The organism is Sphingomonas sp. CL5.1, assembly GCF_013344685.1.
GTDB lineage: Bacteria > Pseudomonadota > Alphaproteobacteria > Sphingomonadales > Sphingomonadaceae > Sphingomonas.
The window spans coordinates 2002829-2023755 of sequence record NZ_CP050137.1 but is presented as its reverse complement, the minus strand read 5'-3'; the positions used below and the strand labels follow the sequence as shown (position 1 = coordinate 2023755).

The 20927-nt window shown below is 60.7% G+C and carries 15 protein-coding genes and 2 pseudogenes; 12 read left to right on the top strand and 5 right to left on the bottom strand.

Translation table 11 applies throughout. The features are described 5' to 3' along the window. The first annotated feature begins 16 nt into the window (after window positions 1-16). The 9 genes and pseudogenes from F9288_RS09765 to F9288_RS09720 all read left to right on the top strand — a co-directional run bounded on the left by F9288_RS09765 (window position 17) and on the right by F9288_RS09720 (window position 12184). Complete coding sequence (locus F9288_RS09765; protein ID WP_174836437.1) at window positions 17-1372, top strand: MFS transporter; 1356 nt, start codon at window positions 17-19, stop codon at window positions 1370-1372. 49 nt (window positions 1373-1421) lie between these two features. Beyond that, on the top strand, window positions 1422-2162 hold the full coding sequence (locus F9288_RS09760; RefSeq protein ID WP_174836436.1) for a hypothetical protein: 741 nt from the start codon (window positions 1422-1424) through the stop codon (window positions 2160-2162). 239 nt (window positions 2163-2401) lie between these two features. After that, window positions 2402-4591 (top strand): annotated as a pseudogene (locus F9288_RS09755) (TonB-dependent receptor). Between the two features lie 52 nt (window positions 4592-4643). Continuing rightward, a complete protein-coding gene (locus F9288_RS09745) occupies window positions 4644-6185 on the top strand; it encodes an amidohydrolase (protein ID WP_174836434.1) in 1542 nt (513 codons plus the stop codon). Continuing rightward, window positions 6185-7330, top strand: coding sequence for a 3,4-dihydroxy-2-butanone-4-phosphate synthase (locus tag F9288_RS09740; protein ID WP_174836433.1), 1146 nt, complete (start codon window positions 6185-6187; stop codon window positions 7328-7330). Before F9288_RS09745 ends, F9288_RS09740 begins: the two co-directional genes overlap by 1 nt. After that, on the top strand, window positions 7327-7929 hold the full coding sequence (locus F9288_RS09735; protein WP_254621150.1) for a nitroreductase family protein: 603 nt from the start codon (window positions 7327-7329) through the stop codon (window positions 7927-7929). Before F9288_RS09740 ends, F9288_RS09735 begins: the two co-directional genes overlap by 4 nt. Before the next feature lie 120 nt (window positions 7930-8049). After that, complete coding sequence (locus tag F9288_RS09730; RefSeq protein WP_174836432.1) at window positions 8050-9297, top strand: S9 family peptidase; 1248 nt, start codon at window positions 8050-8052, stop codon at window positions 9295-9297. 77 nt (window positions 9298-9374) lie between these two features. After that, entirely contained in the window at window positions 9375-10910 is a 1536-nt protein-coding gene (locus F9288_RS09725; protein WP_174836431.1) for a fatty acyl-CoA synthetase, read from the top strand. Between the two features lie 557 nt (window positions 10911-11467). Continuing rightward, a complete protein-coding gene (locus F9288_RS09720; RefSeq protein ID WP_174836430.1) occupies window positions 11468-12184 on the top strand; it encodes a helix-turn-helix domain-containing protein in 717 nt (238 codons plus the stop codon). A gap of 86 nt (window positions 12185-12270) precedes the next feature. Here the strand turns inward: F9288_RS09720 and F9288_RS22145 are convergent. The 3 genes and pseudogenes from F9288_RS22145 to F9288_RS09710 all read right to left on the bottom strand — a co-directional run. After that, a pseudogene (locus tag F9288_RS22145) lies at window positions 12271-12454 on the bottom strand (hypothetical protein); the annotation flags it as partial. A gap of 24 nt (window positions 12455-12478) precedes the next feature. Further along, complete coding sequence (locus tag F9288_RS09715; RefSeq protein WP_174836429.1) at window positions 12479-13801, bottom strand: aspartate aminotransferase family protein; 1323 nt, start codon at window positions 13799-13801, stop codon at window positions 12479-12481. A gap of 14 nt (window positions 13802-13815) precedes the next feature. Beyond that, entirely contained in the window at window positions 13816-14760 is a 945-nt protein-coding gene (locus F9288_RS09710; RefSeq protein ID WP_174836428.1) for a phosphotransferase, read from the bottom strand. 217 nt (window positions 14761-14977) lie between these two features. On the opposite strand from F9288_RS09710, the gene F9288_RS09705 reads away from it, so the two are divergent. From F9288_RS09705 to F9288_RS09695, 3 genes are read left to right on the top strand one after another with little or no spacing between them, the layout of a single operon-like run. Beyond that, complete coding sequence (locus F9288_RS09705) at window positions 14978-17101, top strand: hydantoinase/oxoprolinase family protein (protein ID WP_254621149.1); 2124 nt, start codon at window positions 14978-14980, stop codon at window positions 17099-17101. Beyond that, a complete protein-coding gene (locus F9288_RS09700; protein WP_174836427.1) occupies window positions 17098-18825 on the top strand; it encodes a hydantoinase B/oxoprolinase family protein in 1728 nt (575 codons plus the stop codon). The genes F9288_RS09705 and F9288_RS09700 overlap by 4 nt, the downstream gene beginning before the upstream one ends. 12 nt (window positions 18826-18837) lie before the next feature. After that, window positions 18838-19596, top strand: a complete 759-nt coding sequence (locus F9288_RS09695) for an SDR family NAD(P)-dependent oxidoreductase (protein ID WP_174836426.1) — start codon at window positions 18838-18840, stop codon at window positions 19594-19596. A gap of 43 nt (window positions 19597-19639) precedes the next feature. On the opposite strand, the gene F9288_RS09690 is transcribed toward F9288_RS09695, so the two are convergent. Further along, window positions 19640-19843, bottom strand: coding sequence for a hypothetical protein (locus F9288_RS09690; protein ID WP_174836425.1), 204 nt, complete (start codon window positions 19841-19843; stop codon window positions 19640-19642). A gap of 403 nt (window positions 19844-20246) precedes the next feature. Continuing rightward, window positions 20247-20912, bottom strand: coding sequence for a hypothetical protein (locus F9288_RS09685; RefSeq protein ID WP_174836424.1), 666 nt, complete (start codon window positions 20910-20912; stop codon window positions 20247-20249). Window positions 20913-20927: the final 15 nt, after the last annotated feature.

Below are 20927 nucleotides of genomic sequence, written 5' to 3'. Positions count from 1 at the left end.
GGGGGCGGAATAGCTAGTGGCCTTTCCCGCACGCTCCCCCGAAGGCGAGGGCACGCCGAGCACGATCGGCGTGGCGCTGGATGGGCTGGCGCCGACCGCGCGACACCGCTTGCTGTTCTGCCTGATCGCCGCTGCGCTGTTCGTCGACTTCTTTGATCTGACCATGGGCGGCGCCATCGCAGCCAGTCTTCTCCACACCGGCTGGACTACGGTGACCCTGAATTCGATGTTCTTCGCGGCCGCGGGTGTGGGCGCCGCGATAAGCGTGTTCGTGGCCGGACTGCTGGCCGACCGCATCGGTCGTGTGCGCGTCCTGCAAATCTGCTTCGGGCTGATGACCGGCGGCACGGTGCTTTGCATGGTCGCGCCGACCATGGCGTTCCTGGTCGTCGCGCGCGTGATCGCGGCGATGGGCATGGGCGGCATTCCCACGATCGGCTATGTGTACCTGAGCGAGATATTGCCCGCCCGGGTCCGTGGCCCGTGGATCAGTGGGGCCGGGATCGTGGTAGCGGCATCCTCGACCGTCGCATCGGTTGTCGCTTACTATCTGCTGCCGATGGGCATGTGGCGGCTGATGTTCTTCCTGCCCGTTCTGGCGGGCGTGCTGCTGATGCTGGGCCTCCATTTCGCACCCGAATCCCCTCGCTGGCTGGATGTACAGGGGCATTGCGAGAGTGCCGCTCACGCCTTTGCCCGCATCGCCGCGCGGCCGCCGACTTACCCGGTTGCGGCGGCGGCGGGCCGGGCAACCCTGGAACTATCCGCACCGCCCGCGCAATCGATTGATCTCTTTCGTCCCCCGTTGCTGCGCCGGTTGATCCTGGGCACGGGGCTGGCCGTCGCAGCGACGGTGACCAGCAATAGCGTCGTAGCTTGGCTCCCCACTCTGCTGCTTGCCCGCAGTCCCGTCCTGCAGGGGCTGGGTGACAATTTTGTCATCATGCTCGGCGCGCCCCTGGGCAGCCTTATCGGCTATTTCATCATGGCCCGCGCCAGCCGACGTCGCGCGCTCGGCGTATCCGCCCTGCTGGCGACCACCTGTGCCGGCGCCTGCGCCTATATGGACCGCGATACCGGGTTGATCCCCGCGGCATTTGTGCTGATGGCGCTGATAAATCTGATCTGCACGATCATCCTGGGCATTTATCTCCCGGAACTCTTTCCCACCCGCTTGCGCGCGAGAGGCAGTTCGTTCGCGCTGACGGTGTCCCGAATCTCCCTTATCATCGCGCCATTTGCGATGGCGGCATTGCTTGCCTCGTACGGCGGCACCGGCATCATGCTCAGCCTGATGGTGTGTTTGCTGGCGATCCTCATTCTCGTGCTGGTTCTAGGCGTTGAGACGGCGAGCGATGCACTGCGGGATTAACCGATATCGCGGTTAGCATGCCCATTCTTCATCCGGTCGGAGCTTATTCATGTACGTAGTCGATCCCCGGGACATAGACCCCACGGTCAACCGCTCTTCAGCCGATCATCGGGCCGGGCGCCAGGTGCACCGCCGCATCCTGACAGCGATGCGCGGCGGCCCGGCGAGCCTCGATCTCGGATACAATCATTCAGCGGCCGGCATGGATCACGCGCGACCCTATGCCTACGACCGGGATGAATTCTGCTACACCGTCGCGGGCAATGCGCGCATGGTGAACGGCGGAGAGGCCGTTGACTTCGGCGGCGGCATGTTCATGTGGCGACCGGCGGGCGCCGTGACGGAGCGATTCACCGTCACCTCGGCTTATAACTCTATCTGTGGCTTCGGACCGGCCAGGGTCGACGCATGGAGCCATTTGCTGACTCCCGAGCAGATTGCGGCGCAGCAGGCGCTTCCCGTATGCCCGATCCCGCAGTTCCGCAACGTAGACGAGGTGCAGCCGCTTGCCGGTACCGACGACGGGGTCACGCTTCGCGTAATGTTCGACACCCCGGCGATGACGATGTCGCACATCGTTTTGGACGCGGGCGCACGAGCATGCTTCCAGCAAGCTGCAAGGGATCGGGTCTATTTTGTTGAGTCCGGATCGCTTCGGGCAACCTCCGCGGCGGAAACCTGCGCCGTGACGGCCCATCAGTTTCTGGTCGTCACCGATCGGTCGCACTCTGACGTGCTTGACGCCAGGGAGCGATGCACGATCATCTGCTGGTCCGCAGCGATCCGGTAGGTTCTCAGGCCCGCGGTGGAATTGGCGGTGGCCGCTGATCCCCGCGCAGATCTTATTGCTCCGCTCATCCGCGCCAACGGGCCAAAGCCGCCTTGTTATACCGGATGGAACGCGCCCAGCTCGAAGCATCCATTTTGCAACCTATTTCCGATCCGTAATTTCCAGTTGACTTACGGATCTGTAAAGATCAGCCTGCCAACATTCGGAATCGATGCGTCCTGCATCAAAGGGGATGAGCCATGCGGACCGGTATCACTGCGGCGTTGATGTCGACTTGCCTGACAATGTTCTTGCCGAACTTGGCCATGGCGCAGGAGCTTCCGGCTACCGACGACAAGACACCGGCATCACCTCCCGCAAAGAGCGATGTCGGACAGCCCGCCGAACAAGGTTTGGCCGATATCGTCGTGACCGCGCAACGTCGGAAACAATCGCTTCAGTCGGTGCCAATCGCCGTGCAGGCCTTTACAAGCGAAACACTGCAGGCTTCAGGCATCGAAGACACTTCTGACCTCGCGAGCGTGACCCCGGGTCTGGTTGTCGCCCGCGGTGTCGGCCTCAACTCCCCATTCCTCCGTGGCATCGGCAGTTCGAGCAATGGTCCCGGCACCGAGAGTTCAATCGCCACTTATGTCGACGGCGTCTATTACGGCTCGAAGGCCGACGCCATGGAAAGCCTCGCCAATGTCGAGCGCGTTGAGGTGCTCAAGGGCCCTCAAGGCACCTTGTTCGGCCGCAACGCCACCGGCGGATTAATTCAGATCATCACCCGCGACCCATCGTCCACTCCAGGGTTCTCGGCCAAGGTGGGCTATGAGAATTTCAACACCGTAACCGCCAGCAGCTATCTCACGGGCGGCATCGTTGACGGGGTCGCGGCCGATCTCGTCCTGGATTATCGCAATCAGGGCAAGGGCTGGGGCTACAATACCGTCACTGGCAACAACGTGAATACGACCGACAGTTTTCTCGCCCGCGGCAAGCTGTTGTTCACGCCCGGCGAGGATACGCGCATCACGCTGGCCGGCGATTACAGCGAACGAGATTCGAACACGGGCCTAGCCGTCCGCACGGCGGATGGCTTCCTGGCCGCCAACGGGCAGCCCTACGTCGGGCCGCGTTATGGAGTGTCCACCACCTTCGATCAGTTCTTCCGGTCCAAGGCGCGTGGAGCGAGCCTCACCATCGCACACGATTTCGACGATATAACGCTCACCAGCATCACTGCCTATCGCCGCACCAACTATGGTTTCGCGCTGGATGCGGACGTCAGCCCCGCACCCACGCTCCGGTTCGACACCGGCGTTCAAGAACGGCAGATAAGCCAGGAGCTGCAGTTGAACGGAGGATCACCAGGCTCGCTGGAATGGACCGCCGGCCTATATTATTTCGACGCGAACGGCCGGCAGTGGATCGCGTTTTCCGGGTCCTTCTTCCGTGACATTTTCGCAACCCAAACGACGCGATCCTTTGCCGGCTATGCACAAGCGACTTACCCGGTGCTGCAGCATACCCGCATTACACTGGGCGCCCGCTACAATTCCGAAAAGCGCGGCTTGTCGGGCCGGCAGATTAATTACGCCGCGGACGGGACAACCGTGGCCAGCACCTATGTCGTACCCGACGATACTGACGCGACTTTCAATAAGATGACATGGCGAATTGCCGTCGACCAGGATCTCGCGAAGGACGTGCTCGCATATGTAAGCTACAATCGAGGCTTCCGCAGCGGCGCATACAATCCGAGTTCGCTGACCAGTCCGCCCGTCCGCCCGGAAGTGCTCGACGCCTATGAAGTCGGCTTGAAATAAAGCCTCTTCGCACGGCGTCTTCGACTCAACCTAGCGGCCTTCTATTACAACTTCAGGGATATTCAGCTCAGTCAGTTCGTGCTCGGAACGCAGACTATCCGTAACGCCGCGCGCGCGGAGGTATATGGTGTCGATATCGACGCCGAAGCGTTGCTAACGTCAAGGCTGCGGTTGTCCGGCAGTGTTGAATACCTTCGCAGCAAATATATTTCCTTCCCCGGCGCTGCCATTGCCGTTCCCCTCCCCGGCGGAGGCAATTCCGTCGTGGTCGGGGACGCCAGCGGGAACGAATTGTATCGCGCCCCACGGTGGACCGGCAATGCCGCGGTGGACTATTCGCTGCCGGTCGCTTCGAACGTCTCGGCGGATTTCAATCTCACCTATTCCTATAATAATGGCTATTACCCCGAACCAGACAATGTTCTGTTCCAAAATGCCTATTCACTCATCAACACGAGAGTAGCGCTCAACTTTGACAACAGGCATAAGATTACATTTTGGGCTCGCAATCTTACCAATAAGTATTACACCGTCATACTGACGGCGGCAACGGTCGGCACCTCCTCTTCTCCCGGCGAGCCGCGAACATATGGCGTGTCGCTGGAAACCAAATTCTAACATGCGCGCGATCGGCAGGATCGGGCAGGTGTACCGCCGGAGGAAGTTGGGCATGGCGCTGGCATTGGCCGGCGTCGCCATGACCTCCAGCCCCGCCGAGGCCGGCGGCGGCGATCAACGCGCCGAAACAGTCGCTGCGATCGACGCGCAAGCCAGGAATATTCAGGTCATGGTCGACCAGATATTCTCCTTTGCCGAGCCGGGGTTCCAGGAGTTTCGAACATCGGATCTCCTTCAACAAAGGCTGGCTGAAAACGGCTTCGAAATAAAGAAGGGCGTCGCGGGAATTCCAACCGCCTTTATCGCCACATGGGGCAAAGGCGGTCCGCTGATCGCGCTGGGCAGCGATATCGACGCACTGACCGACATGTCGCAACGCCCGGGCGTCAGCACGGTGTCACCGATGGTCGCGGGTGCGCCCGGTCACGGCGAAGGACACAATTCTGGTATGCCGCTAATCGTGGCGGCCGCCATTGCCGTCAAGCGCGTGATGGAACGACATCATATTCCCGGTCGCCTGCTGATCTGGCCTGGCGTCGCGGAGGAGTTGCTGGGGAGCAAAGCCTATTACGTTCAGGCAGGCGTCTTCAAAGATGTCGACGCTTGTATCTTCGTCCATGTCAGCGATCGTTTCACGACCAATTACGGCGACATCGGCACTACTGCGGCGGTGTCCGTGGAATACAAGTTCTCGGGAAAATCCGCACATGCGGCACTTAGCCCCTGGGAAGGCCGCAGCGCGCTTGATGCCGTGGAGATCATGGATACCGCCTGGAACTTCCGACGAGAACATCTTCCACTCACGCAGCGGTCGCATCACGTCATCACGGATGGCGGCGGCCAACCCAACATTGTTCCCGCGCATGCTTCAGTCTGGTATTATTTCCGCGACCGAACGTCTGCGGGAGTGCGAGCTCTTTACGACACGGGAAATACGATTGCCGAAGCGGCCGCGCTTGCCACGGGCACGACTGTAAAGCACACCGTATTGGGTTATGCCGCAAAATATTTCGGCAATCGGCCGCTGGCAGAGGCGGCCTTCGCCAACATCAGACGTGTCGGGATACCGCGCTGGTCGTCGAACGACCAGGACTTCGCCAGAGCAGTCCAGCGGGCCAACGGTCGTCCGGTAGATGGCCTGCGCACCACGGTCACCCCGCTGGCGCCACCGGATCCGACACAGGTAAACGGTGGATCGGACGACATCGGCAACATTATGTGGACCGTTCCGACCATCACCCTGTTCTACCCTGCGAACATCCCCAACCTTATCAGTCACAACCAGCAATCCGCCATGGCCATGGCCACCCCGATCGCGCACAAGGGTGTCGCGGTGGGGGCCAAGGCAGTCGCGCTCACCGTCCTCGACGCGATGACCAGCCCGACATTGCTGACCGCTGCCCGCGCCTATTTCGAGAATGTGCAGAGGAAGACCGATCACTACGATCCGATCCTGCAAAAGCCTGCAATCTGGCTGAACGCGAACTTGATGAGTCAGATCCGGCCGCAGATGGAGCAATTCTACTACCAGCCCTCAAGGTTTCCGACCTACCTCGACCAACTCGGCATACGCTATCAGTCGCCACGGAACTGATGTCGACGCCCATGGCTCATGATCGCGCCCTCGTTCCGGCTCCCGCCGATCTTATCGCATTGGCGGGAAATGGCGGCATGTTCATCATGGTCAATGAAATCGGCTGCGACAGCCCCGGGGATCTGGTGATCGCGGCACAAATGGTGACGCCCGCAGCCATCAACTTTATGGCCACGCACGGGCGCGGGTTGATCCGGCTAGCATTGTCTCGGGCGCGTGTCGACGAACTGGGACTGCCGCCGATGGTCGGCGATGCGGCGCCGCGAACCCGCATCGCCGCCACGGTGTCGATCGAGGCGCGCACGGGGGTGACGACGGGAATCTCCGCCGCGGATCGCGCCCGAACGATCACGGTCGCGATTTCCACCCGCGATCCGGATGAACTTGTGGTGCCGGGCCATGTCTTCCCCGTGGTGGTTCGGGACGGCGGCGTTCTCGCTTGCGCCGGAAATGCCGAAGCGGCAGTGGACATAATAAGGCTCGCGGGACTGAATCCGTCGGCGGTGCTCTGCGAAATTCTCGATGAGACGGGCGCCGTGGCGCGCGGTGATCAGTTGCGCGCCTTCGCGCAGCGTCACGAATTGAAGGTCGGCACGATCCGGGATTTAATCGGGTATCGCCGCTGGCACGACAATCTGGTCACTCGCATTGGCGACGAACCGCTGCTGTCACAATATGGGGGCGAGTGGCGCATGCTTCGCTACCGCAGCGCGATCGACAACAGCGAGGTAATCGTGTTGTGCAAGGGCGAGATCGACCCAACCTCGCCCACCCCAGTCCGAATTCATCGCCTCTCCCGCCGGTCAGACATACTAAGCGTGCCGGGATCGGATTTTCAGTTGCTGCACCGTACCATGATGCATGTCGGCGAAGCCGGACACGGAGTCATCGTTCTTATTGAACCGGAGGACTTGAGCGTCGAGCCCGAAGTCGAGCCGAGCAGTCATCCGTATAGCGATCAGATGATCAGGACTTTGGGGATCAGTGCACAGATTCTGGCTGATCTGGGCATCCACGACATTGTCCGCCTGACCAACACGCCGCCGCCGCGAGGATATGGAGTGGACGCCTTTGGTGTGAACATCGTGGGGGACCACCCCATCGGCTTCACAGACGATCAACATGTCGCCGGAGCACAACCATGACCGAGGCCTCCATTACAGCGACACCGCGAACCAGCACGAGCGCGGTTGCCCCATTATTCCTGCACCGTTGGTCACCGCGTGCCTTTGATGGATCAGCCATGCCTGATGCCAATATTCTGACCATTCTCGACGCCGGCAGATGGGCGCCGTCAGCGTTCAACTATCAACCGTGGCGCTTCATCTATGCGCAACGCGATCATCCCGAGTTTGATCATTTCCTTTCTCTACTCTTGCCGTTCAACCGGGACTGGGCATGTCGGGCATCGCTGTTGATCGTTTTCGTGTCGGAATGTGCAATGAACGATTCCGGCAATCCATCGCACACGCACAGCTTCGATGCGGGAGCCGCCTGGGCCCAGATCGCCCTGCAAGCAACGCTGCTGGGCTATCATGCTCATGCCATGACCGGCATTGACTTCGATCTTGCCCGGTCGCTTCTGAACATTCCCGCGGCATGGCGGATCGAGGCGGCCGCAGCGATCGGCCGCAGGGCGGCACCCGATATCCTCCCGGAAAAATTACGGGCCAGAGAAGCACCCAGCGACCGCAAACCGCTTTCCGAGATAGCGACTGCCGCGAGCTTCCGCGTTGCAGTCTGACGGGAGCGGTGATTCGACCGCTCTCTGTTCAGCCTCGTGATTCACCGCGCGAAATAGCTCGACAAAACTATTACCGATCCGTAATACCCGCATGGAATATTGCTCGCATAAGGGGTTTGTATGAACGATCAGACTTGCGCAACCGCGATCGCCGGTCGCCGGGGCGAGTATCAGCCGGCGGGTTGGATGCAGTGGCCCGACAATCCGGACTATTCTTTCCAGTTCATGCGCGTGCTGGGGGCAGCGCAGGAGGGCGCCAGCACCATAAGCGAGTGCTTTCAGGCCGGCACCCGCATTTCACCCGGTGACGACGAGAGCTGGCATAAGGAGTGGACCGCGCTCGGCCATCGCAACAAGGCCCGGGCAGAGGCCGCGTTGGCGATCGGCCATGTGCAAACCGCTCGGGACAATTGGCTGCGCGCGGCGAATTATTTCCGGTCGGCCGAATTTTTCCTGCGCCACGATGATCCGCGGCGATTGCAGCTGCTCGACCTGATCGAAGGCTGTTCGCGTGAATATATGAGGCGCATGGACCCCGCGGGCGAGGTCGTCCGCGTCCCCTATGAGAACGGCGCGCATCTCGACGCATATTTCCTTCGCGCGCCATATTCGCTTGACCGGCATCCAGTGGTGATCTGCTTTGGCGGGTTGGATGAGTTCAAGGACGAACTGCTGCACGAGATCACCCGTCACGCCTTCGCGCGCGGCCTGTCGCTGCTATTGGTCGACTTGCCCGGACAGGGTGGCACCTTGCGACGGCAAAAGCTCCGGTCGCGCTTCGATACGGAAGTGCCGGTAGGTGCATGCGTGGACTATCTGGAGTCCCGCGCCGACGTCGACCCTGACCGGATCGCCCTCTACGGCGCCAGCCTGGGTGGCTATTACGCTCCGCGCGCAGCCAGTTTCGAACATCGGTTGAAAGCGGTGGTATCGGACGGCGTGATCTGGAATGCGCAACGCTGTGTCGGCGTGCCGGCGAACAATCCATCCCGTATCGCGGTCCGGCATCTGCACTGGATTCTTGGCGTGCCGGGCGAAGGAACGCTGGAGGGTTTCGATGCCGTCCTGGAGAAGCTTGCCGACTTCTCGCTCGAAGGGGTGCAGGACAAGATTCGTTGCCCCTATCTCATGGTGGAAGGCGAACTTGATCATGCCGGTTTCCACTTGGCCGAGGAAGCCTACGCCTATTCGAAAGCCGCTGGCCAGGATGTAACCATGAAAGTGTTCACCGCTGAGGAAACTGGCGCATCGCATTGCCAGATCGACAATCTGACACTTGGCATGGAATATATCTGCGATTGGCTCGCGGACAAACTTGGCATTGACCAAGCGGCACTTCCGGGGCTGCTGCTCAAGCCTAATCGCTAAACGGAATAAAGCGATCCAGACCTGGACGGCAACCAGCAGGTCATCCGTCAGAAAGGCGGACGACAAGAGAGGAAGAGATGCACGTCGATCAGGCTCGCCACCAATCCTTGTCAACCTTGTTGCGCAGGAGCGCCGCGCGGCACGGTAACAAGCCCGCCATCATCTGCGGCGAGATAAGCTGGTCGTATCTGATGTTCGACGACATCGTGGATGCGCTAGGTCGCGGCCTGATCGATCGCGGCATCGCGAAGGGTGATCGCGTCGCGATCCTGGCGCGCAACAGCCATGTCTTCGCCGCTCTCCGCTTCGCGGTCGCCCGGATCGGGGCGGTCCTGGTTCCCATCAATTTCATGCTGACCGCAGAGGAAGTGCGTTATGTGCTCGATCATTCCGGCGCACGCCTGCTATTCGTCGACCGGACGACAAAGGCACTCGGCCTGGACGCTCGTACCGCAGCCGTGGAAGCAATTTTCGGTATTGCGGGAGAAGGTATAGCGCCGCCGGACGGTATTCCATCGTGGGACACGTTATGCCGGCCCGGCCCGATACCGGACGAAGTCGTCTCGGCGGACGATCTGCTGCAGATCATCTATACGAGCGGTACGGAATCTCGCCCCAAGGGCGCAATGCTCACGCATGGCGCGGTGTTGTGGCAATACCAATCTTGCGTCATCGATTGCGAATGGTCGGCGCGAACCGTAGCGCTCCATGCGCTACCAATGTTTCATTGCGCCCAGCTAGACGCGATGCTCGGGCCCGCGCTCCAGTCCGGCGCCACGAATATCATCACCGCTACGGCGTCGCCGGATAATCTCATTCCATTGCTTTCCCGATATAAAGTGACATCCTTCTTCTCGCCGCCGACCGTCTGGATCGGCATCCTGCGATCACCGCTCCTCGACGATGCCGATCTTTCCCAACTGGCGTGCGGCTATTATGGCGCATCGATAATGCCGGTGGAGATTCTGCGCGAGCTTGCCCGCCGGCTGCCTGCGCTGCGGTTATGGAACCTCTATGGGCAAACGGAGATCGCACCAGTCGCGACGGTCCTGTTTCCCCACGAACATGGCGACCGCGCCGGCTCCGCCGGACGCCCGACGCTTCATGTCTCCACCCGCATCGTCGATGATGCGATGCACGATGTTCCGGCTGGCGAGATCGGAGAAATCGTCCATCAATCGCCTCAACTCATGATTGGTTATTGGAACGATGCAAAGCGGACCGCAGAGGCTTTCGCGGGCGGATGGTTTCACAGCGGCGACCTCGGCGTCATGGACGCCGACGGCTATATCACCATCGTGGATCGCAAGAAGGACATGATCAAATCGGGCGGCGAGAACGTATCATCGCGCGAGGTTGAGGAAGTCCTTTATGGTCATCCGGGGATCGCGGAGGCCGCCGTCATCGGCATGCCCGATCCCCGTTGGATCGAGGCGGTTACCGCTGTGGTGGTCGCGCGACAGGGCCAGGCCATCACCGAAGCCGAAGTGATCGATTATTGCCGCACGCGGCTCGCTGGTTTCAAGCTACCCAAGCGGGTGGTCATCGCCGAGTCGTTGCCAAAGAACGCGAGCGGCAAGGTGCTGAAGCGAGAACTGCGCGCGCTGGTCTGATCCGTCAGTCGTCGTATCATGTCTGTGGAACATCACTCGCGCGTGCTCTACTCAACCGCAGCGGCGCGGCTTTGGCAGGTCGCCGCCAGTGCATGTCGTCGCCGCAATCTTTTCCGACGACAGGGCGGAGGCTGCCCGAACCGGCGGGGCTGGAGCCGTACTGATCTACCAGCGGTACAAAATGATCACCACGACCTGGCCGCGGATATAGCCGGGGCGGACGGATGCGCGATCATTTGCATGTTTAATCCTGTTGGCGGCGTCTATGCCGAGTCGGCATCACGGCTGCAAACCTCCTTCTGTTGAAAGGCGCGGAGTGCTGGACATAAGCCGGGAGAGGATACGATGCCCATATCCGGCATGTTCCGGCATCACATGCCGCAACCACGGACACTGCCGTCAAGGCGCCGGCGGATCGTCGCCTCGTGGGCAAGGTGATCGCCAGCGCGGCACGTAACCAATGATTCGCCTCGATATCATCGCCGCGCTACTTCAATCGACATGCGCAATGTCTATGGATAAGAACGGACGCACCGGACCATACGGATATAAACATAGTGGCACGCAAGGCATCAAAAACCAAGACTAACAAAACGGACGCGGTGTCAGAACGCTTCGCCTGGAAACGCGAGCTTGCTGATCATAATCTCACGGAAAAGCTTGGCCAACGCATCCGCGAACATCGCGAGAAACAGGGCTTGTCGTTGAATGGCGCCAGTGATCTGACCGGCGTGCCCGCCGCAACCCTGTCCCGAGTAGAAACGAACAAGATGTCGCCGACTTTCCCCACGCTGATAAAGCTTATGGCGGGATTGCGTCTATCGTGGGCGGAATTGATGGACGACCCGACGGACGGTTCGGGCTCCGACATAAGCATCGCCATGCCGCCTTCTGGCGACCCGACGGAAGTCCCCGGTTACGCTTATTATGCGCCGCACCTCTCGAGCCGACTAAACGACAGGATCCAGCCTGTGATCTTCGACATTCGCGCGGTTGACGTTGACAGCGCGGGCGGCTTGCGCGGGCACAAGGGCTACGAATTCTGTTACGTGCTTCGTGGTACTGTCATCATGCACGTCGAAGGCAGGGCGCCGGTCGAGTTGCCGGCTGGTGCCAGTGTCCTATTCAATTGCGAAACGCCGCACGCCTATGTCGCCAAGGCGCGTTCGCGCCCGCGAGTGCTGAACATCACCACGGTCGATCCGGTGTCGCAGGAGGACATGCAACCATTCGCGGCCCGGCTGGCGCAACGGCGGGATGCCGGGGATAACTGACAAAAGACCGGACGCTTTTTTCCGCGGCAGAACAGTTGATCCGACAACGCGGTTCGCCAGCTCCCACGACATAATGGTGTTCGTCGCTAACGACGGGAAAGAGGCAGGTGCGCGCGATTCGAAGGTCCGCAGCGACGGCCCACCACCAAATTGCGGATTTTTCCTTCCTATCTTCCATGGCGAAGCGAACCCTTCGCGTCCCAAACTCAAATCGCGGATCACGCCATAAGGCATATTATCGACACGTAAGCTGGCCACATAATTGATGATGCAGGCCTCTCCGATCGGGTACAATCAGCACAAGGCATCCAATGTCGCGTCGAACGCCTCGGCAAAAATCGCGACATGATCCTCTTCCCAGATCAACGGCGGCCGGATTTTCAGGACATTGCCATATGTACCGGTGCTGCTGATAAGGACTCGTCGATCGCGCATCCCGTTGACGATCGCCTGCGCCCTGGCCGAATCGGGGGTGCGCTTGGCGCGATCGGCAACGATTTCCACGCCCAAAAACAGGCCCGCTCCCCGAACGTCGCCGACTGCCTCATGACGGTCCATCGACGCGCGCAGCCGATCGGTGAATTGCGCCCCGATTGCGGTGGCGCCCGCCGCTAGTCCTTGCCGCTCGATGACGTCCAGGGTGGCCGCAGCGGCCGCGCAGGACACGGTGTTGCCACCGAACGTATTGAAGTAGCGCGTGTTCTCGCCGAAACTCGCAAGTAGGTCAGGACGCATAGCCGCCGCCGCGACCGGGTGACCGTTCGCCATCGGCTTTCCCATCGTCACGATGTCCGGCACCATATCGTGCCGCTGGAATCCCCACATCGTCATGCCGGTACGGGCAAAACCCGCCTGCACTTCGTCGGCGATGAACAGCCCCCCGGCCCGCTGCACAACCCGTGCTACTTCGGAGAGCAGGCCGGCTTCCGCGAATACCCCATCGCTGGAGAAAATAGTGTCGCAAACCATCGCAGCGACGCCATGCCCCGCCGCCTTCAGATCCGCGATCGCCTCCTCTGTTTCGCGCAGGAGAATCGCAGTCGCCTCTTTCCCAAGCCGATAACTGTCCGGAGCGGAGACGACGCGGACATAGGGTGGCTGCGCGCCTCCAAAGCCGAGCGACGGCGAAATTGCGGCAACCGCTTCCGTGATGCCGTGATACGCCAGCCGCGTGACGATTACGCCGCGGGCGCCGGTGCAATGGCGCGCCACGCGCAGGGCAAGGTCGTTGGCTTCACTGCCCGTGCAGGTGAACATGATGTTACCCAGATCATCGGGCATGGTCGCCAGGATCCGTTCGGCATAGTCAAGAATTTCTGCGCCGAGGTAGCGTGTATGGGTATTGAGGGTCGCTGCCTGCCGCGCGATCGCCGCGACCACATGGGGATGACAATGCCCCACTGACGCTACATTATTATAGGCGTCGAGATAGCGATATCCTTCCGCATCGAACAACCACGCTCCCTCGCCTCGCACGATATGGATCGGATGTTCGTAGAACAGGCGATAGGCCGGGCCTAGAAGCCCGCGCCGGCGCTCGATGAGGGCTTGGGTGCTGGCCTCGACTTCGATGGATCCGGAATAGGAATTCAGCATGCCGGACGTGTCACGCGTCATCTCTCACTCTTCCTTCAGATGCGGTGGAGGTCGCTTGTAGCGGCAGCAAGGAGGCGTGCGGCCGCCGGAACGTTCCGCAGGAGATAATCACGGTTCGCGGGCATTCGGGCAGACCGCCAGTGAGCGATCGCGGCAACCATCGCCGCTCTTGCACGCACCAGAACCGGCAGGATGCTTCGCTCTGTGGGAGTAAGATGGTACTCCGCCTCATAGCCGTCGATCGCGATGGCCAGAAGATCGCCGAAATCGCCTCGCGGATCCTGATACGCAACGGCGGTCGCCAGATCGCAGATCAGCGGCGCCTTCACCACGTCGCCAAAATCGATGATTCCCGTGACCCGAGCATTTGCATCCACCAATATGTTGGATGGATTGAAATCGTTGTGGAGAATCTGTTGTCGCAAGGTCGGCAGGATGGGCATGACTTCCGCCTCCCAGTCAGCCAATGCCTGAGCGGCAAGCCGACGCAGGTCCGCGTCGCCGATTTCTTCTACCATGGACAGAACCTGATCCGCTCGCGAAACATCCCACAACAGGTCGCGGACGGCCGCTTCATGATCGAAATTCGCCAGTGCCCGATCCAGCCGGGCAAGCTCCGCGAATATCCGGCCGCGATCGATCTCCTCGGTTTTCAGTGCGGCCAAGGGCCGGCCGGGCAGGAAAGTCATCGCAAGCGCCAGTTGGCCGGTATTCAGTAGCGTAACCAGCTGGCCGCTGGCGTTGCGACACAATCGCGGGACGGGAAGATCCGGTACGACGTCTCCCAGGTAGTCGAGCAAAGCGGCTTGCAAGTCGACGACGCGAGCTTCCCGCGCGGGAACGATCCGCAGAAGATAATCACTCCCACATGTCGCGGAGCGCATACGAAAGATCGCGTCCAATTCACTGGCAATCGGAATCGCCGTCGCATCTCCCGCAAAAGCCCACCGCCAGAGCGTCTCGGCCTCGCGCGGACTCACGACAGGCTTCGATGGCGATGAAACTGCCGTTCTGGAATCGTTTATACCCAAACTTTAAACAACCCTTCTTTACCGATCCGAATATTACTATTACGGATACGTAAGTCAACGGTGTGGAGATTTGACGCCGGGTCGCCTTCCCGATCAGCGCCGCGACATAAAAATAGCATTGACTCACGGAACCGCATTGGACACTTACCGATCCGTAATATATTCGATGGCCCTTCAACTCGACGACGAGACGGAAACGACAGCTATGCGGTTGGCTTGCGATACCGGTGGGACGTTCACCGATCTCATCGTGGAGGACGATGACGGCAACCTGGAAATGTTCAAGGCGTCGACTACTCCGGACGACCCTGTACGCGGCGTGCTCGACGCGGCCCGGCTGGCGGCAGAGGCGGCGGGTGTCGATCTCGCCGATTATCTCGCGAAAGCCGATGTATTCATTCACGGCACCACCCACGCAATCAACGCGGTCATCACCGGCCGCACCGCGCGAACGGCGCTGCTCACTACGCAGGGTCATCCTGACATTCTCGTCTTGCGTGAAGGCGGCCGGATGGAGCCGTTCAACTTTACCATCGCCTATCCCGAGCCTTACATCCCGCGCTCGCTAACCTTCGAGGTACCCGAACGAATCGGCGCCGACGGACGCGTTGTGACTCCATTGGACGAGGCGGCGGTCGTAGCGATCTGTGAGCATCTTCTTGCATTAAAGGTCGAGGCAGTGGCCGTCGCGCTGTTGTGGGCGGTGGCCAACACCGCCCATGAATTGCGAATCCGCGAACTTCTTGCCGAACACCTTCCTGGCGTGCCGGTAACCCTGTCCAGCACGCTCAATCCGACGATCCGCGAATTCCGCCGCGCCTCATCCGCCGCCATTGATGCCTCGCTGCGTCCGCTGATGGGCTCCTATCTCGGTTCGCTCACCGAAAGGTTGCGGTCGGTCGGGTTCAGGGGCCGATTGCTCGTTCTCACATCGCAGGGTGGCATGGTCGATGCGCACGAAGTCGCGCAGTCGCCGATCCGCGCAATCAATTCCGGGCCATCGCTGGCGCCGGTAGCCGGCAAATATTTTGGTGAACGCGCAATGCCCGGCGCAGATATCGTGGTCGCCGACACCGGTGGAACGACCTACGACGTCAGCCTGGTTCGCGGTGGGCGCATCCCCCTCACCCGAGACGCCTGGATCGGCCAGCCCTTTCGCGGCCACATGACCGGCTTTCCGTCGGTGGACGTGCAGAGCGTCGGTGCCGGCGGCGGAAGCATCGCTCACGTGGACAAAGGCGGTCTGCTGCGCGTCGGCCCGCAAAGCGCCGGCGCGGTTCCGGGACCGGTCTGCTATGGTCGTGGCGGCATCGAACCGACGCTAAGCGATGCATGTGTCGTACTTGGTTATCTCGACCCCGATTACTTTCTGGGGGGCAAGATGACATTAAGGATCGATTCCGCGCGTTGCGCGATCCAGCAGCGCATCGCCACGCCGCTCGGCATGAGCGTCGAGGACGCGGCATTGGCGATCGTCACTCTGGCTACCGAAAACATGGCACAGGCCATTGCCGACATTACGGTCAACCAAGGCATCGATCCCCGCAAGGCCATATTGATAGGTGGGGGAGGCGCTGCCGGCCTGAATTCCATTTTCATCGCACGGCGGATGAACATTCCGAGGCTGGTGATTCCGGAGGTCGGCGCGGCACTGAGCGCGGCCGGCGCGTTGATGTCCGAACTGGCAGCGGATTTTCGTGCGGTCGACTATATGGTGACATCGCGCTTCGACCGCGAACGCGCCAACGCCATCCTGCGTGACCTGCGCCAACGGAGCGAAGCTTTTTTGGCTGATACCGGAAGCAGCAGTTTCCACCCACAGATCCAGTTCGCGCTCGAGGCGCGCTACGAACAGCAGGTGTGGGAAATCGAGGTGCCCCTCACCTTCGACGTCTTCGAAGGACAGGATGACGTCGACGCGGTGGTTGAGGCGATGCACCGAACCCACGAAAGGATCTTTGCCTTCCGCGACGAACAATCGGCGGTGGAGATTATCGGCTGGTCGGCGCGGGCCAGCTGCCGGGTGCATGAACGGATGATCGGCCGGATGCACGTCCGTGCCGGCGACGAACAGCGGCCGGCCACCCGCCAAGCGTATTTCCCCGCCGTGGGCGCCTGCGAAACCAGAGTTGTATCTTTCCCGTTACTCGCAATCGGCGAAGTTCAACATGGGCCCGCGCTGATTGAATCACCCTTCACAACCGTGGTCGCCGATCCTGGTACAACCTTCTGGCGAACCGGGGACGGGAGCCTCGTGATCGATCTCTCCACCCAGGGAGCGGCAGCATGACCACCTTGCCCAACTCCGAGACATCGCCACTCGACGGCGCCCAGCTCGCCATCCTCAACAACCGGTTCGAAGGCGCCGCCCGCAAGATGGCGAACACGCTGCTTCGCGCAGGCAGATCCGGAGTGCTCAATCGCGCGCGAGATTTCTCGGCATGCATTGTCACTGCCGACCATCAGCTTCTTGCCGCGGCCGAGAGTCTGCCGATCCATGTCCTGTCTGGTCCCGACTTGATGGCGGCGTCAATGCAGCGATTTCATCCCCAACTGAAGCGCGGCGACGCCTTTCTACACAACTCGCCCTATCACGGCTGCTCGCATCCCGCGGATCATAGTATTCTGGTGCCGGTGATCGACGACGACGGGCGGCATCGCTTCACCGTCGTCGCCAAAGCTCATCAGGCCGACATCGGCAATTCGCTTCCCACAACCTATCACGGCACAGCGCGCGATGTGTACGAGGAAGGCGCGCTGATCTTTCCGGCCGTCAAGGTCCAGGAGAATTTCGAGACGATCGAAGATATCGTGCGCATGTGCGAGATGCGCATCCGTGTACCCGAGCAATGGAAAGGTGATTTCCTTGCCATGCTCGGCGCCGCGCGGATCGGAGAACAGGAACTCCTCGCTCTCGCCGCCGAGATCGGCTGGGATCAGCTTGATGCCTTCACGCACCGCTGGCTGGACTACAGCGAACAAGGGATGATGGACGCCATCCGGCAACTCCCTGCAGGCCGAATCAGCGCAACGAGCACGCACGATCATATTCCCGGTACGCCGGTCGAAGGCATCGTCATCAAGGCGATCGTCGAGGTGGACCCGGCGCAGGCGCGGATCGTGGTCGATCTCACGGAAAACAGCGACAGCTTGCCCTGCGGCCTTAACCTCAGCGAGGCATGTGCGCGTACCAGCGCGCTGATCGGAGTGTTCAACTCGATCGATCACTCGGTGCCAAAAAATGCCGGTGCGTTCCGGCGTGTCGAAGTACGGCTGCGCGAAGGCTGCGTCTGCGGTATCCCAGTTCATCCGACGAGTTGCTCGGCCGCGACGACCAACATTGCCGATCGTGTTTGCGCGGCTACCCAAGGCGCGATTGCCCAGATCGCCGACGGTTTCGGCATGGCCGAAGTCGGGGCCGGTCTGTCTCCGGCTAGCGGTGTCGTTTCGGGCCGCGATCCACGTACCGGCAAACCGTTTATCAACCAGCTTTTTCTGGGTGCGACCGGGGGGGCTGCCACTTCCGGTAACGATGCATGGCTCACCTACCTCCATGCCGGCAATGGGGGACTTTGCTTCATCGACAGCGTCGAGCTCGACGAGTTGTGCCAGCCGATTCTTGTCGAGAGCCGCCGTCTGGTGAAGGACACCGAAGGACCAGGCAGGCAGCGAGGCGCACCAAGCCTGGAAGTGGTCTTCGGCCCGGTCGATTGCACCATCGACGTCGCCTTCGTCAGCGATGGCTTGGTAAACGGTCCCACGGGCGTGCGCGGCGGCGGAACTGGCGGCGCCTCCAGCCAGTATCTCCGCAGGGCCGATGGCAGCCGTGTCGCCATCGATCAAGTTATGGTGCTGACCGTTCGTCCCGGCGAAGCGGTCGTATCCGTAACATGCGGCGGTGGCGGCTACGGCGATCCGAGGACGCGTGATCCGGCGAGTATCCGCCGCGACGTTCAGGAAGGATGGATCAGTGCGGAACGCGCCGCCGCCATCTACGGAGCACAATCGGTTTAGCGGAGTAAGAAAATGAAACTTCAGGGAAAAGTTGCGATTGTCACTGGCGGAAGCCAGGGTATCGGCGAGGCGATCGCCAAACGCCTCGCCAAGGATGGGGCGACCGTCGCCATCGTATACAGCCGCAACGATGCGGCGGCCGACAAGGTTGTGTCTGAAATCGTTGCAGCGGGAGGCAACGCGAAGGCGGTGCGTGGAAATTGCGCCGACGTTGCTGATATCCAGCGATTTGTGGAAGATGTCGGCGCCGAATTTGGTCGTATCGATATTCTGGTGAACAATGCCGGCACCTTTCGCACCGTGCCCGTGGCCGAAACTACCGAAGCGATCTGGGACGAACAGATCGATCTCAATCTCAAGGGCACCTTTTTCTGCGTTCAGGCGGTCTTGCCGTGGTATCGCAAGCAGGGCGGCGGCAAAGTTATCAACCTTTCGTCGATCGCTGGCGTCGATGCCTTTCCGAACTGCCCCGCCTATTGCGCATCAAAGGGTGGCGTGTCCTTGCTGACCAAGGCGCTCGCGTCTGAACTCGCACGAGAGAATATCAACGTGAACGCGATCGCGCCGGGCAACGTCGCCACACCGATAAACGCCCATCTGCGCGGTCCGGGCCACGAAGACTATATGGCTCAAATGAGCAACCGGACGCCGACCGGGCGTGCCTTCATGGACGCGAACGACATGGCCGGCGCCGCCGCCTTTCTGGCAAGCGACGATGCCAAGGGTGTTCATGGCCTTATCTTGCTCGTCGACGACGGCTGGTGCGCGTGATGCTCATTTGAGGTGACACGGTGAAAGTGCTCCACACCAAGCGTTAGTAATTCCGGCGGATTTTCCTTTTGGAAGGAGGGTTCGCACGGCGCACACCGATACTGTCGTAGAGCTGCCAATCAACTTCGCGCTGCCGCTCTTTATAAATGCCGCGATAAGCCAATGGGAACGGCAGGTCAGGCTCCATTCCTTCCAGCCCTTGGTCAGCGGCATCGATACTAGCGACATCGAACAACGCGGTCCGCACCGTTCCGTCCCTTCAGCGCGGCTGGGCACACCCGAATGTGTGGTCACGAAATCGCATTTTGAATAAAATGCCGGACGTAAGGATCGTGCTTGAACACACGCCGAGGCTCTTATCGCTACGAGCCTGGACACACGTCTCGGCCACCCGGCTATATATCAATCTCTGAGTATGCCCGCTCCGAGGCGCCTTTACTTGAGCACGGAAAATATTTCCCTCGTCCGTGAGCGGGCCCCTGTCACGATTTCAGTTATTCGGATGCGGCCGCGAGAGCAGCCAACAAGCGCCGTCTCCCGCTTTAGTTGGTATCGGACCCCAGTAATTGGCGGCACTTCACGGGCGATCCATTATACAGCATCGTCACCTTTACGCAGCCGCCACGCACCTCCCGTGCCAATCCCCCTTGTCAGAAGCGTTGCAGCTGACGGGCATTCTGCCAGTGGAGATCTTCCAGCGCACAATAGGCGAAATAGACCTCCGCGAAGGCAATCGCCCATACCAAATCCGAAACGACCCAGAAATTCAGCAGGATACTGCCCGCGCCGTCCGGATCTTGTGGAATGCCATCCCACAATGCAATCGCCAGAAGGGCCAGAGCGCAGAGCACCACGGCGAATGCGTGTCCTGCTGCGCCGCCTCGAAACAGGGCGATGCTCATGAGGATCAACGCAGCATCAAAGCCGAGGCCGAGAACGACCGAACCCATCGGAAGCGCCTCATGGATCGGCGCTACGGTCAGTACGAGCACCGCCACCAATGCCCCGCCCGCAAACAGCCCGGCCTCCAGGACGTGCGACGGTCTCCAGCCATTGAAGGCCTGAACCAGACCGATGATTCCGATTATTGGTATGCCCACGGTACGCGAAAAGGCGTCGCAGAAACTCGTGATGATGAAGGATGTCTGCCACCCGGTCAGAAAGTAGACGACCCCGTTAGTCGCCGAGATTGCCAGAATATACCATTCCAGTCCGAGCAGGAGGTTCTTCCGCTGGAGGAACTTCGTCCCAAAGAAAAAACCCGTGAAGGCCAGCGCGCCCAGCGCCAGCACGATAGCAACGGTCAGTTTCGTCATAGGTTGGCCCCCCGC

What these genes read in the sequence shown, in the direction of transcription:
- F9288_RS09705 (WP_254621149.1), top strand. Translation starts at nt 14,978, where the DNA reads ATGGCCCTTCAACTCGACGACGAGACGGAAACGACAGCTATGCGGTTG.
- F9288_RS09695 (WP_174836426.1), top strand. Translation starts at nt 18,838, where the DNA reads ATGAAACTTCAGGGAAAAGTTGCGATTGTCACTGGCGGAAGCCAGGGT.
- F9288_RS09725 (WP_174836431.1), top strand. Translation starts at nt 9,375, where the DNA reads ATGCACGTCGATCAGGCTCGCCACCAATCCTTGTCAACCTTGTTGCGC.
- F9288_RS09740 (WP_174836433.1), top strand. Translation starts at nt 6,185, where the DNA reads ATGTCGACGCCCATGGCTCATGATCGCGCCCTCGTTCCGGCTCCCGCC.
- F9288_RS09685 (WP_174836424.1), bottom strand. Translation starts at nt 20,912, where the DNA reads ATGACGAAACTGACCGTTGCTATCGTGCTGGCGCTGGGCGCGCTGGCC.
- F9288_RS09700 (WP_174836427.1), top strand. Translation starts at nt 17,098, where the DNA reads ATGACCACCTTGCCCAACTCCGAGACATCGCCACTCGACGGCGCCCAG.
- F9288_RS09760 (WP_174836436.1), top strand. Translation starts at nt 1,422, where the DNA reads ATGTACGTAGTCGATCCCCGGGACATAGACCCCACGGTCAACCGCTCT.
- F9288_RS09735 (WP_254621150.1), top strand. Translation starts at nt 7,327, where the DNA reads ATGACCGAGGCCTCCATTACAGCGACACCGCGAACCAGCACGAGCGCG.
- F9288_RS09715 (WP_174836429.1), bottom strand. Translation starts at nt 13,801, where the DNA reads ATGACGCGTGACACGTCCGGCATGCTGAATTCCTATTCCGGATCCATC.
- F9288_RS09730 (WP_174836432.1), top strand. Translation starts at nt 8,050, where the DNA reads ATGAACGATCAGACTTGCGCAACCGCGATCGCCGGTCGCCGGGGCGAG.
- F9288_RS09745 (WP_174836434.1), top strand. Translation starts at nt 4,644, where the DNA reads ATGGCGCTGGCATTGGCCGGCGTCGCCATGACCTCCAGCCCCGCCGAG.